We start from the raw sequence: 13,703 nt of genomic DNA, 5'->3' as shown, positions 1-13,703 counted from the left end.
AGGTTCACCGACTCCTCCAGAGTCGAATGTCCACCGACGACGCGCCGATCATGAGTTGACTCGAATCGAAGGATTCTGCCCATTGCAGGTCGCGGTTAAGGAAGGTGAAATCGCGCTCGTACATTCTGAACTCCACCCAGCGCGATTCTCCGGGCTGCAGAAAGACCCGCGAGACACTCCTGAGGGATATGACGGGCTGCGCGATGGGCGCGCGCTGAGCGCGCACGTACAGCTGCACGACCTCGTTTCCGGCGCGCGCACCTGTGTTGGTGACACGCACACGAATCTGAATAGGCGGTGGTGCGTTGGCTGGAGCACCAAAGGAGCTGGCCGAGAGGATGCTCAGGGAATCCATCGAGAACGTGGTGTACGACAACCCATGCCCAAACGGAAACAGCGGTGCGCCACTGCCGTCGAGGTAGTCGTCACCACGCCCGGTGGGTTTGTGGTCATAGGTCAGCGGCAACTGCCCCTCGCGCTGCGGAAACGAAATGGGCAAACGACCCGAGGGGTTCACGTCGCCGAACAGTACGTCGGCCAGCGCGTTGCCACCCTCTTCACCGGGATACCAGGCCATGAGTACAGCGTCCACCCGATCGAGCCAGGGCATGGTGACGGCGCTTCCCCCCACGATCACCACGACTGTGGGCACACCCGTCGCGGCCACCGCCGCAATGAGTCGCTCCTGTGCGCCCGGCAGTGCCAACACCGAGCGATCACGGAACTCGCCTTCCTCGATGCCGGCCACCACCACCGCCACCTCGCTGGCGCGCGCAGCCGCCACGGCCTCGGCAATCTCCCGCTCCACCGGCTGGGGTGTGCCCACGTCCCAAAGCAACTTGAGCTTTACGTTGCCGCGCCGTTCGTGAAACTCCACCCGGAGCGTGTGCGCGCCCGCGGCCAGCGAAACCGGCGCCCGCCACACGCCGGCGCTGCGCTTGGCCCAGCGATCCAGCACCAGCATATCATCCACCCAGATCCGCACGCCGTCCGCTCCCTCGATGGCGAGCGCGCGTGTGCCACCTTTGGGCACCGTGAGGATACCCGACCATCGAGCGCTGTAGTGGTCGTAGGGCAAGCCTGCGCCTGGTGACGACAGCGTCCACGTGAAGTCGAGCGTTTCATCCACGCGCGAGAGGGTTGGCGAGCCGGCAAGATCAGGGTTGTCCCAGTACTGCGCCGACAGACCGGGGGCGCCGCCATGCGAGAGAGCCGATGCCGGCACCACGGTGAGACCTCGCACGTCACGTCCTGGTCCGCGCGCATACCGCAGCGCAATGCCGCGGCGCGCCGCGAGCGCCGCCCGCAGACTGACCGGCGCAACGCCGGGTCCACTGTATCCACCAAGTCGCACGGAATCGGCATCAGGGCCAATGAGCGCCACACGACGCAGGCCGGCGGCGAGAGGCAGGACCGGTGTGGACGGACCAGTTGCACGTGCACGTTCTTGCTCGCGGCCACCTACGCGGCGCGGTGTGTTGTGCAGCAGCACGATGGACGCCGCCGCCGCCTCACGCGCCAGTGCCCGGTGCGTCGCATGTCCGTTCCAGTAGGCTGCGCTGTCCGGCACAATACGCGTGTCGTCAAACAGGCCCAGAGCAAACTTCACTCGCAGCACGCGGGCCACGGCGCTGTCGATGACCGAATACGGCAGCATGCCCTGCTCGATGGCGCGCCAGTACGGCCGCATTTGCTCGTAGGTGCTCTGAAACACCACATCAAGACCGGACGTCCACGCGTGCACTGCTGCTTCCGGCGTATTGCGCTCGGTGCGGTGCAACACCACCGCGCCGCCCGTGGCCGCCGCGTCAGAAATGACGAAACCCGGGAATTTCCACTGATCCCGCAGCACGGTCGTGAGAAGAAAGCGACTCTGTGTGGCCGGATCGCCATCGACACTGTTATACGCCGTCATGATGCTGCGCGCACCGGCGTCACGAATGACCGAGAGAAACGGCGGGAAGTGGCGTTCGGTGAGCTCGCGTGTGCTCACGTCAATCGGATAGCTGTCACGTCCGCCGGCTCCCACGTTGGCCACGAAGTGCTTGGGCGTCGCCACGATGCCGGCCTGCTCGAAGGCCCGGACATGTGCGCGGCCCATGGCTGACACCAGCCAGGGGTCTTCACCAAACGTTTCCTCGGTGCGGCCCCAGCGCACGTCGGTGGCAATGTTGACCACCGGCGACAGCACCATGCGAATGCCGCGACTCCGCGTTTCGCGGGCTGCCGCTTCGTGCACACGCGCCACGAGCGCCGTGTCGAAAGTGGCCGCGAGACCAATGGCCTGCGGAAAGGCCGTGGCCCCTTCGCGCATGAGCCCATGCAGCGCCTCATCAAAGAACAGCGCCGGAATGCCCAGTCGCGTGCGGGTGCGGAACCACTGCTGCATGCTGTCGAGATGCGCCGCGTGCGCACGGGCCGCCTGCTGCGCCGGTACCCCAGGGCGCACACTCACCTGCAGACCAAAGCTTCCTGCGGTGTAGTCATGCGCAGAGTTATCCAGATTGCCCGGGGTCATGTACAGCTGATGGAATTTCTCCAGCGGTCCCATGCGCGCCAGCAGGTCCTGCACCCGCGCATCGACGCTGCGCGTAGTGTCGAGGTAGGGCGCAGCGCGGAGGTAGGCCGCGGCTTGCGAAGACGCCGACGAAAGCGGTTGCAGCAATCCCGACAGGACCAGAGCGACCCGACAGAGGAGACCGCGACGAGGCATGGCTTTCCACTTCAGAGGGTGGGACGAATGGCTGCTCGACAGCGACATGCTCGAATCTGGCAGTCGGATACTCGCAGCGCAGCATCCGTGCACTACATTTTCCCCACCCCAGTTCCCACCAACCGCGCTGGAGCCCCCATGCTCAAAAAGATCCTGCTCGGCGTTGCCATCCTGCTGGCCGCCGTTCTCGTCATTGCCGCCTTCCAGCCCGACGAGTTCTCACTGGAGCGTCGCACCACCATCAATGCGACGCCGGATTCGGTCTTTGCCCACATCAACGACTTCCATCGCTGGGATGCCTGGTCGCCATGGGCGAAACTCGATCCCGACATGACCACCACCTACGGCGGTCCCCCGTCCGGCGTGGGCAGCGTGTATGAGTGGAAGGGCAACAGCGCCGTGGGATCGGGACGCATGACCATCACCGAATCCACCCCACCCAGCAGAGTGGTCATTGCGTTGGATTTCCTCGAGCCCATGGAAGCCAACAACATCACCACCTTTGTCCTCACGCCGAATGGCGGTGGCACCGACGTGAGCTGGACGATGGCGGGCAAGAGCAACTACCTCAGCAAGCTCATGACCACCTTCGTGAGCATGGAGAAGATGGTCGGGCCCGACTTCGAGAAGGGCCTCGCGCAGCTCAAGACGGCCGTGGAGCAGTAAAGGCGCGCGGGTTCAGCTGTGGGTGCAGGCGCCGTCTTCGGGCGACGGTGCACCCAGCCAGACGCTGCGGCAGAACAGATGGGCCAGCGGCGCCTCACGCGGATGATCGCAGTGGGCCGGGTCATGCGTTGCGTCCTGCCCGGCATGCGTATGTGTGGTGGTGTGGGTGATGGGGTTCGTTTCCGCGAGCGGATGCAACACCATCACACCGGAGCTCCACACAAGGGCCAGTGCCGCCACCGCACCCAGCAGTGAGCGCGTCGACGTGTGCGTGGTGGCGGCCACGTCCTCGCCAGCCAGACGACGGATACGCCGCGGCAGCAGGTCGGCACGCTGAAACCCCACGGTGCCGGCCAGCGCTTGCTCACCCGCACCCAGCCTGAGCATCGCAGAAGCCAGAGGTAGCGCCAATTCGCCGGGCACCGCGTCATCGGCCAGGATCTCCACTTCGTCCTCGAGATCTGCCGCCACGCGCCGCAGCACCGGCAACCAGAACAGCAGCGACGCCAGCGCGCGGAGTGCAAAGAGTCGCAGCGGATCGCGGCGACGAACATGCGCCGCCTCGTGTGCGAGCACCGCAGCCAGTTCGTCCGGCGACAGACGTGACGCCAGGTCAGCAGCCACCACCACACGCGGCTTCAGCCAGCCGGCAGTGAACGCGGGCATGGGCAAACCGTTCACGGCGCGTACCCGTGACACCGCAAGGCCGGCGCGCGCCGCCGCCACCCCCAAAGGCGACAATGCACTGACGCGCGCCACTGGCAGTTCACGCATGATGCGCGCATGGCGCCACATCACCCGTCCACGCTCCACCACGGCATAACCGACGCCTGCGTAGAGCAGCCAGTGCGCCACATCATGCACGGGTTCGAGCAGCAGGTGCAGCGCCACCAGGCAGAGCATGGCGAGGTGATGCTGTTCGGCCGAGAGCCAGGGCACGGCCCCAATGGCGTGATGACCGATGACCGGTGCAATACCGAGCAGCAGCGCAGCGACGATGGCAAACAGCAACACGCGTCGGCGCTGCTCTTCGCGGCGAATGACCGGTGGACGCACCGTGGTCATACTGCTCAACCCTCGCGTTCGCCCAGCCGGCGCTGAATGAGCCGCGCCAGTTCCTGAAGCTGGGCCGGATCGCGCTCAGCCAGCACGTCCACAATGGACGCCGTCACGGCGGCAGTGCCGAGTGACAGGATGCCTTCGACAGCGTGCCGCGAGGCCTGAGCCACAAACGCGGACTCGTCGATCTGCGGCTGGTAGCGCAGCAAACCATCCACTCGTGTGCGCGAGAGGAATCCCTTGGTCACCAGACGATTGAGCACCGTCGTGCTTGTAAGCGGTGACACGGGATGCTCGGCGCGCAGTTGCTCGTGAATCTCACGCGCGGTCAGCGGCTGCTGCGCGTCCCAGCACAGGCGCATGAGGCGGGACTCGAGGTCTCCGAGCACGGCGCCAAGCCCCTGTCCCGAAAGGCGAACCTTTCCAGGCAGACGCGGCGACGCGGGTGCGCTGTCCGATGTCTTGCGAGGGGCCATGGCGGAGTCTATTCGAGCATGTGCTGGCGTGGCAACCGTTGCGGCTCAGGGCATGGGCGGATCGCCGGCCCGTCGAGCCCTACTGGCCGTGTGCGTCAGTCGGACAATCCAGCGATTGCCCCGGCGCTCGAGAATGGCGGTGCCGCGGCCCACCGCGTCCACCTTGCGGTCGGGCAGGTCGGCCATGAGCGCGTAGCGGAAATTGGCCCACGCCATCGTCCCCGACACCCGCGCCTCGATCTCGAACGGACGATAGCGAAAGTTGCGAAACTCCTTGAGCTCGGGTGCGAGATGGTGATCCCGGTAGTCCGTCCAGCCCCGATTGATACCCGCGCCTTCCATCACAATGAGGCTGTCGCCGGCGTACAGGCTGTCGAGTGCCGCCATATCTCCCCGCTCGGCGGCGGCAAACAGCGCCCGAATGGCCTGTGTCACGGCCGCGACCTCCGGGGTGGCTTGTGTGGCCGCAGAGGGCGCATGGCCCGCGTGCCCAGCGTGGCCGGCTGCCTGGGCGGCCGCGGATTCAGTCGCCAGGACCGCCATGGTCAGAACCATTACTGCGGACGAGAAGTGACGCGGCATGAAAACGCTCCGGCACGGGGAGTGAACTTTTTCTGGACCTGAGTACTTTACAGTGTGTAAAGCTCGATCCGCAAGGCAGTGTTCGCCCGTTGCCCGTGGCCCCTGACTGAGCCATTCCGTGCCTGATCATATCCTCCAACGTCCCGTCTCCCGCCGGCGCTTCATGGGCGCCGCTCTCGGCACCGCCGCGGCGACTGGCGCCGGTGCTGTACTGCCCCGGGCGCTGCATGCCGGCGCACCGACTGCGCAGCTCGAGCCGGGCCTTGGCCCCCTGCCGCCGGCGCCCAACGGCGTGCGCGAGTACGACCTCACCATCGCCGAGACCACGCTGCGCCTCGATGGACGCAACGCGCGCACCGTCACCATCAACGGCACGGTACCGGGTCCGGTACTGCGCTTCCGCGAAGGCGAAACGGCGGTGCTTCGTGTGCACAACACGTTGCGCGAAGACACCTCCATTCACTGGCATGGCATCATCCTGCCAACCAACATGGACGGTGTACCGGGCCTCAGTTTCCCGGGCATTCGGCCCGGTGAGACCTTCGAGTATCGCTTCGATATTCAGCAGTCGGGCACATACTGGTTTCACAGCCATTCGGGCCTGCAGGAGCAACTCGGGCACTACGGGTCCATTGTCATCGAACCGGCGGACACGACGGCACCAGCGTACGATCGCCAGCACATGATCGTACTCTCCGACTGGACCTTCGAGAACCCGCGGCGCGTGCTGTCGCGCCTCAAGAAGCAGCCGGACGCCTACAACTATCAGCGTCGCACGGTGGCGGATTTCTTCCGCGACGTGGCCCGTGATGGATTCAAGACCACGGTGAGCGAACGGTTCATGTGGGCCGGCATGCGCATGAATCCCACGGACATTGCCGACGTAACGGGCGCCACCTACTCGTACCTGCTCAACGGTCATGTTGCCGAGACGCCGTGGTACGGCCAGTTCACGCCGGGTGAGCGCGTGCGCCTGCGCTTCGTCAACGCCTCGGCCGGCACGTTCTACGACGTGCGCATTCCTGGCGTCACCATGTCACTCGTCGAAGTGAGTGGTCAGCCGGTGGAACCGGTGGACATCGAGGAGTTCCGCATCGGCATTGCGGAGACCTACGACGTCATCGTCACACTGCCCGAGGACACGGCGTACACGCTGTATGCCGAGACCATGGATCGCAGCGGCTATACGGCGGCCACCCTCGCACCGCGCGAGGGGATGACGGCACAACTGCCGGCGCGACGGAAGCGGCCCATTCTTGGCATGGTGGACATGGGCATGGATCATGGCAGCATGGACCATGGTGCCATGGATCATGCTGCGATGGGACACGGCGCGCCGCCGGCCAAGGCGGACTCCAGTGCGGCCGTTGATCACGCCGCCATGGGTCACGGCACGCCACCGGCCAAGGCAGCCGCCGCCGCTGATCCGCATGCGGGGCATGCCATGCCGACGGCGGCGCCGGCTGCCGCCTCCGCGTCCGCATTGCGCGCCGCTGGCAGCATCGAACCGGAAACACCGCACGCGCCCCGCAACCATGGCCCCGAGAACGCCATGGTCCCCATGTCCACCAAGAGCCGACTGGCTGAACCCGGCACGGGACTTGGCAACGATGGACGGCGTGTGCTGTGCTACACCGATCTCAAGGCACCCGCGCCGTGGCCTGAGTTCCGTGAGCCTGAACGGGAAATCGAGCTCCACCTCACTGGCAACATGGAGCGCTTCACCTGGGGCCTCAATGGAGTGCCGTACAGCGAGGCGGAACCCATCACGCTCCGCCAGGGGGAGCGCATTCGACTCACCATGGTGAACGACACCATGATGAATCATCCCATGCACCTGCATGGCCTGTGGATGGAACTGGAGAACGGGCATGGCAATCGCAGCCCGCGCATTCACACCATCAACGTGAAGCCGGCGGAGCGGGTGTCACTGCTGGTGACGGCCGATGCGGTGGGTCGATGGGCGTTCCACTGCCACGTGCTGTATCACATGGAAGTCGGCATGTTCCGTGAGTTCCGTGTCCTGCCGGCTGATGCGCACGCGCATCACGCGCATCATGAGTCCGGAGCGACCGATGCGCAGTGAGCGACTGCGCCGACTCGCGGTGCGCGTTGCCCTGGCGCTGTTGCCTGGTGCGACGCTCGGCGCGCAGGGCGGAGCGCCAGTTGCGCGCGACACCGCCGCGCATGGTGCCCACGACATGGCCTGGACCCGCGAGACGTTTGTACTGTCAGAGATGCTCGAGCACGACGCGGCCGCCAGCGAACGGCCGGTGCTGTTCGACATCGTGGGCTGGACTGGAGGGGCGCGTCGTCGCCTGTGGTTCAAGATCGACGGCGCCGCACCCACGGTGGGCGGCGGCGCGCACGGCGAAGTGCAGCTGCTCTACGGTCAGATGATCTCGCCCTGGTGGGACGCGCAGATCGGGGTACGCAGCGACCTTGCCCGCGTTGGCCGCCGCACCGTGACACGCACGGGCGCCGTGCTTGGCGTTCAGGGCCTCGCGCCGGGCTGGTTCGAAGTCGAGCCCTCGCTGTTTGTTACCAGCCGTGGCCGTGTCTCGCTCAACCTCACGGCGTCCTACGACCTGTTCGTGACCCAGCGCCTGGTGCTGCAGCCGCGACTGGAGTCATCGGCAGCGCTGCAGGATGACACCGAGTTTGGTGTGGGGAGAGGACTCAGCGAAAGCGCGTTCGGCCTGCGGGCGCGGTACGAGATCCGGCGAGAGTTCGCGCCCTATGCGGGCATCGTGTGGGAGCGCGCTTATGGACGCAGCGCCCGTCTCGTGCGAAGCGGCGGTGGCGAAGTCGGTGAGACGCGCCTGGTAATGGGACTCAGGCTCTGGTACTGAGTTCGCCGGCGGGCAGGAACTGCGCCACCAGTTTGAGCAGTTCCTGCGCGCCGTAGGGCTTCTGAATGAAGCAGACGTGGGGATCGTCGAGCAGCCGGCTGGCACCGACGGCTTCGCTGAACCCACTCGTGAGAATGACCGGCAAGGTGGGGTGATGCGCGCGAATCACGCGCAGCGTTTCCTCACCATTGAGGCGCGGCATCAGCATGTCCAGCAGGACAAGGTCCACATGGGCCGGTGGCGTGTCCCGCCCTTGCCGCTCCACCTCGGGCGTCATGCGAAGATGTGCCAGAGCCTCCGCGCCATCTTCGGCGTGCAACACCTCGAGCCCGGCGCGCGACAGTACCCGCACCGCGAGTGTGCGCAGCATGGCCTCATCGTCGACCACCAGTACCCGACCGGACAGGCGCGTGGCAGCCGCCGCATGCTCCGCCCTCGTCGTGCCGACCTGCTCCTCACTGGCAACGACCGATTCGGCCGGGGCGGGCGTCGCAGCATTCCCTGCAACCGGCAGGAACACCCGAAAGCGCGTGCCACTGCCTGGGGTGGATGCAATGTCCACACCGCCGCCGTGAGCGCGCAGAATGCCAAGCACGGCCGCCAGACCGAGCCCGCGACCTACAAACTTGGTGGTGAAGAAGGGATCGAAAATGCGACTGAGTGTCTCGGCAGTCATGCCAATGCCGCTGTCGCGCACTTCCACCACCACGTAGTGACCGTTGGGCAGTGGGTCGAGCCCGTGGTGCGAACGCACCTCACCCTGGGTGATGTCGCGATGGAACGTGCGCAAGAGCACCGCGCCCTCCGCCTCGCCAATGGCGTCGGCCGCATTGCTGATGAGGTTCATGACAACCTGCCGCAGCTGTGTGGCGTCGCCCTCCACCTCGGGCAACTGTTCACTCAGTTCGAATTGCAGCACCACCTTCTTGGACATGGCCGCGCGCAGCAGACTCGCGGTATCCCGCACCATGGCTGATACATCGAGCCGGGTGATGACTACCCGGCCCATACCGGCGTAGGCGAGCATCTGCCGAGTCAGGTCCGTCGCGCGCGCCGTGGCCTGCTCGATATGGGTCAGCGGCTGCGACACATCATCCGCTTGCGGCACATGCTGCAGCTCCTCGCGCGCCAACTCGGCGTTCGCGCGGATGACACCCAGCAGATTGTTGAAGTCGTGCGCAATGCCGCCGGCCAGGAGCCCAAGGCTTTCAAGCTTTTGCGCTTCACGCAGTCGGGACTCATCCTGCAGCCGCTCCGCTTCGAGGCGACGCCGCTCGGTGATGTCCCGCACGGCACCCGCGAGCCCGGTGGCCAGGCCGTGGTCATCCCGGATGGTGCGGAGCGTGATCTCGAGAATGCGCTCATCGCCCTGAACCGCATGTCGGTACTCACGGGTGACCGGTGTGGTGGTCTTGAGGCTGTCACGGACGTGCTGGGTGAGCGCCTCGCCAAAGCTCTCGCAGACGAGGTCACGGGTATGGGTGCCGATGACCTGGCGAAGGTCGCGCCCCACCATGCGGGCAAACGCCACGTTCACGGCCGTGATATGTCCGTCGAGATCCTGCACCCACAGGCCATCATCGCTGTTGTCCAGAATGGCTCGTTGACGGCGGGACGCTGCGCGTAACGCATCGCCACTGGCCTGCAGCTTGGACTCGGACTCGCGCAGACGTGTGAGCTGCGCTTCGAGCATTTGCTGATCCTGCTGCAATTGGCGTCTGCGCCAGGCATCACCCAGCGTTTGCAGACGCAGCAGGTGCGCCCAGTAACCGCAAAGCACCACGTGCACCAGCGCAATACCGAAATGGAAGAACAACTTGGTGAAACCAACGTGGTCTTCCGGAAAGAAGTGCACCGGATACCCAACGTTGTGCAGCCACGCAAAGAGCGAATGTTGCCCAATGATGAGTAGTGCACCGGGCCACATGCAGCGCCAGTCCTGGTACACGATCATCATGGTGAAGGCCGTGAAGTACCAGAAGTGTTGCTCCGACTGCCCGTGCAACTGGAAAATGTGCAGGGCTACAAAAGCCTGCTGCGCCACGCCGGCGAGCACACGCGTGAAGAAAGTGCGCGGCATGGCCCAGACACTCAGCGCAAAGAGCGCGCAGGTCAGTCCGCCAACCGTGATGGTGACCAGCCAGGTCCCGTGCACCGCAGCCAACGCCAGTGCGAGCGCCATGTGCGACGCCAGAAACCACAGCATGAGTCGGTCGCCGCGCGCATAAATGCCGTCCATGATCTCCCCCACCTCGACCGCGGAGAACCCGTGGTCGTGGGTCGGCGCCAACAGCGCCAGGGGCGAATCGCGTGGTAACGCAGCGGGGAAGAGCATGGAGATCCGAAAGTGACGCGGTCCCCGAGGAACCGGAGTCGCATTGGGGGAAAGTCGACCGCCCGCGGTGAATTCTGGAGCAGTGTATCGAATCTGACCACTTGCTACGCCTTGTCGCTGTTCGAACCCATCCGTAGTGTAGGGAATCCGGGTGATGTGAACCGTCGCCGCATTGACGGCTCGTCCCTCGACGTCCCTCCCCTTCCCCTCCCGTCCCGTGACTCGCTACGCGCATATCACCGGCTGGGGTGACGGCCTGCCACCGGCCGTGCTCACCAACCAGGACCTCTCCACCTTCCTCGAGACATCGGATGAGTGGATCGTGCAGCGCACCGGCATGAAGGAACGCCGCATTTCCCACGTGTCAGCCATCGAAATGGCTACGCTGGCGAGCCGCCGCGCCCTGGCCTGCGCCGATCTCGACCCCGCCGAACTCGAGCTCATCGTCTATGGCAGTTGTTCGCCCGATGAGCAGGTGCCCAACTCGGCGTCGGGCGTGCAGATCGCCCTCAAGGCCACCCGGGCCGCCGCCATGGATGTGAACACGGCCTGCACGAGCTTTCTCTACGGACTGGCCAGCGCCACGGCCATGATCCAGAGCGGCATGGTGCAGAATGCCCTGGTGATTGGGGTGGAGTACATCAGCCCGTTCATGGACTGGAGCAACCGCAACGTGGCGGTGCTCTTTGGTGACGGCGCCGCGGCGGTGGTGCTGCAGGCGAGCGACGAACCCGGCGGCGTGGTTGGCACGGTGCTGGGCTGCGACGCTGAAGCCCGCCAGACACTTCGTGTGCGTGGCATGGGCTGCAGCTATGTGCAGGGCGACCTGCACTACGGCGACACACTGTGGGACTTTGATGGCCAGGCCATCTTCAAGCGCGCGGTGCACGGCATGAGCGAAGCCTGCGCCCGCGTGATGAACGAAGCCGGGGTTACGGCCGACGACATCGATCTGGTGGTGCCGCACCAGGCCAACCTGCGCATCATCGAGTCCGTGGCCAAGTACGCCGGCGTGCCCATGGAGCGCGTCATGCTCACCGTGCAGCGCTACGGCAACATGAGCGCCGCCACGGTCCCGGTTGCGTTGTCGGATGCGCTGGCCGAGGGGCGCGTGAAGCCTGGCAGCCTGTTGCTCATGCCGGGGTTTGGTGGTGGCCTGACCTACGGCGCGCTGCTGGTGCGATGGGGCCAGCGTGTCACGCCGCTCCGTCAGAGCGACGCGGCACTGCCGCCCGTTGCACAGTCGGCGCTGGAGATGGTCAACGCCATTCGCGCGCGACAGGACCCGCATGGGCGCTCGCTCGATGCCCTGATGTCCACGCGCTTCATCGAGGCGGTGGCTGGCTGAGTCCGAGGCACCGATAGCCTGCAAAGACAACGCGGCGACCACATGCTGTGGCCGCCGCGTTTTTGCTTGTGTCTACGCTGGACTCAAAGCGACGACGTTGAGCTTACCGTCTCGAGTTCTCCACCTGTAGCAATGATCTGATCGCCCTCACCCGCCATGATGGTGGCCTTCTGCCCCTGCAGCGAATCGAAGTTCTGCATGGCGCCGCTGCCCACCTGCTTGGCGTTCACCAGCGCGCGGCCCTTTTCCACTCGCAGCGTCGTGCGTCCGACTTCCGTGGCGTCGATTTGCACGGTAGAGCCGTCGAGATGCACCTGCGCGTCGCGTGTTTCGACCACGAACGGGCGCGCGCCCTCGGCGGACGCAATCACGCCTCGGCCGCGGTGCACAGTGATGAGGCGAGGCTTGGCCTCGCTGCCCCACCACAGCGAAAAGTCGCGCACGATCTGCGCGGAGCTGCCGGGCTCGAGCCGCAGGGTGACACCATCGGGCAGTTGATGCTCCACGACCCGTGTGGTGGCCTGCAGACGCACCGGGGTGGCGCGGAACATGGCGAGGGCCGTGAAGCTGGCCACGGTCAACGCCGCCAGCAGCGTGAGAGCCGAGTTGCGCGCGGAGTGACCGAGCACCCGCGTGGGGGCCGTGCCAGTGGGATCGAGGATCATGGGTCGCGCACCTGATTGGAGGACGGGCTCCGGGTGTTCACCTGCGGGACCGGAGCCGGCAGGTGACAAACCCCATGTTTCGGTAGGAGTTCCTTAATCTACGTTTGGGAAAGTGTTGCTGTCCATGCAGTTAACTCTAGGAATGCCGGTACAATACTCGCCCAAGTAGCGGCTCATCCCGCAACGGGTACAACTCACGGCACCTTCCTGCTGCAATCTTCAGGCATTCCGCAATGCGAATCCGTGCCGTTTCCGCCGAATCCGTGTCATCCGCGACGAGACTTTTGGAGTGCGGCCGTCGGCGGCCTGCCTGCGCACACCGTACTGGCCGACGGACCGTCAACAGCTCACGCAGAGGACTGCCAGAGAACTGCAGAGAGCGCAGAGAACAGCAGTCTCCTGCAGCAAACGGCCTCGACGCGGATGACACGGATGCCGCGGAAACAACACGGATCAACGGCGGTCTGAGGCACGCTTGAACTCTCCACCCACGCGCCTCTGCGTTCTCTGCGGTTCTCTGGCAGTCCTCTGCGTGAGCTGTTGACGATGCATGTCGAATGATCGGCAGTCAGCAGCTGCAATACCAAAAATCCGTGCCATTTCCGCCGAATCCGTGTCAACCGCGACAAGGCTTTTGAAGTGCCGCCGAGCGAACGGCCTGTCTGCGCACATCGTACTGGCCGACGGACCGTCAACAGCTCACGCAGAGGACTGCCAGAGAACTGCAGAGAGCGCAGAGAACAGCAGTCTACTGCAGCAAAGGGCCTCGACGCGGATGACACGGATGCCGCGGAAACAACACGGATCAACGGCGGTCTGAGTCTCTTTTGAGTTCTGTACCCACGCGCCTCTGCGTTCGCTGCGGTTCTCTTGCTGTTCTCTGCGTGAGCTGTTGACGATGCATGTCGAATGATCGGCAGTCAGCAACTGCAATGCCAAAGGTCCGTGCAGTTTCCGCCGAATCCGTGTCATCCGCGACAAGGCTTTTGGAGTGCGGCCGTCGGCGG

11 protein-coding genes are annotated in these 13,703 nt (G+C 65.2%); 4 read left to right on the top strand and 7 right to left on the bottom strand.

From position 1 onward, the window contains the following. Positions 1–4: 4 nt before the first annotated feature. A complete protein-coding gene (locus B2747_RS02135; RefSeq protein ID WP_291156267.1) occupies positions 5–2,713 on the bottom strand; it encodes a glycoside hydrolase family 3 N-terminal domain-containing protein in 2,709 nt (902 codons plus the stop codon). A 138-nt stretch (positions 2,714–2,851) separates the two neighbouring features. Between B2747_RS02135 and B2747_RS02130 the strand changes: the two genes are divergently transcribed. Continuing rightward, positions 2,852–3,379 carry an SRPBCC family protein gene (locus tag B2747_RS02130; protein WP_291156264.1) on the top strand — a complete coding sequence of 176 codons (528 nt, stop codon included), beginning with the start codon at positions 2,852–2,854 and terminating at the stop codon, positions 3,377–3,379. 12 nt (positions 3,380–3,391) lie between these two features. Here B2747_RS02130 and B2747_RS02125 read toward each other — a convergent pair whose 3' ends face one another. The 3 genes from B2747_RS02125 to B2747_RS02115 are packed head-to-tail and all read right to left on the bottom strand — an operon-like array spanning position 3,392 to position 5,349. Continuing rightward, positions 3,392–4,444 carry a M56 family metallopeptidase gene (locus B2747_RS02125; protein WP_291156261.1) on the bottom strand — a complete coding sequence of 351 codons (1,053 nt, stop codon included), beginning with the start codon at positions 4,442–4,444 and terminating at the stop codon, positions 3,392–3,394. Between the two features lie 5 nt (positions 4,445–4,449). Further along, positions 4,450–4,914, bottom strand: a complete 465-nt coding sequence (locus B2747_RS02120) for a BlaI/MecI/CopY family transcriptional regulator (protein WP_291156259.1) — start codon at positions 4,912–4,914, stop codon at positions 4,450–4,452. 45 nt (positions 4,915–4,959) lie between these two features. Beyond that, positions 4,960–5,349: a YybH family protein gene (locus B2747_RS02115; RefSeq protein ID WP_291156256.1), complete on the bottom strand. Its 390-nt coding sequence runs from the start codon at positions 5,347–5,349 to the stop codon at positions 4,960–4,962. A 265-nt stretch (positions 5,350–5,614) separates the two neighbouring features. Between B2747_RS02115 and B2747_RS02110 the strand changes: the two genes are divergently transcribed. Together B2747_RS02110 and B2747_RS02105 are read left to right on the top strand one after the other, a co-directional pair. Then, positions 5,615–7,582, top strand: coding sequence for a copper resistance system multicopper oxidase (locus B2747_RS02110; RefSeq protein ID WP_291156253.1), 1,968 nt, complete (start codon positions 5,615–5,617; stop codon positions 7,580–7,582). Beyond that, the gene (locus B2747_RS02105; protein WP_291156250.1) at positions 7,530–8,348 is read left to right on the top strand and encodes a copper resistance protein B; all 819 of its coding nucleotides are present in this window, start codon (positions 7,530–7,532) and stop codon (positions 8,346–8,348) included. Before B2747_RS02110 ends, B2747_RS02105 begins: the two co-directional genes overlap by 53 nt. Here the strand turns inward: B2747_RS02105 and B2747_RS02100 are convergent. Continuing rightward, a complete protein-coding gene (locus tag B2747_RS02100) occupies positions 8,332–10,683 on the bottom strand; it encodes a hybrid sensor histidine kinase/response regulator (RefSeq protein WP_291156247.1) in 2,352 nt (783 codons plus the stop codon). The genes B2747_RS02105 and B2747_RS02100 overlap by 17 nt on opposite strands. Positions 10,684–10,900: 217 nt before the next feature. Here B2747_RS02100 and B2747_RS02095 point away from each other — a divergent pair, with 217 nt between their 5' ends. Then, a complete protein-coding gene (locus B2747_RS02095; protein WP_291156244.1) occupies positions 10,901–12,031 on the top strand; it encodes a ketoacyl-ACP synthase III in 1,131 nt (376 codons plus the stop codon). Between the two features lie 83 nt (positions 12,032–12,114). Here B2747_RS02095 and B2747_RS02090 read toward each other — a convergent pair whose 3' ends face one another. Then, a complete protein-coding gene (locus B2747_RS02090) occupies positions 12,115–12,696 on the bottom strand; it encodes a FecR domain-containing protein (protein WP_291156241.1) in 582 nt (193 codons plus the stop codon). 699 nt (positions 12,697–13,395) lie between these two features. Next, the coding region (locus B2747_RS02085) for a hypothetical protein (RefSeq protein WP_291156238.1) at positions 13,396–13,703 on the bottom strand (308 nt) is incomplete at its 5' end.

This window comes from Gemmatimonas sp. UBA7669, from assembly GCF_002483225.1.
Classification (GTDB): domain Bacteria; phylum Gemmatimonadota; class Gemmatimonadetes; order Gemmatimonadales; family Gemmatimonadaceae; genus Gemmatimonas.
The sequence above is the reverse complement of the archived record's forward strand: the minus strand, read 5'-3'. Positions and strand labels throughout refer to the sequence as shown.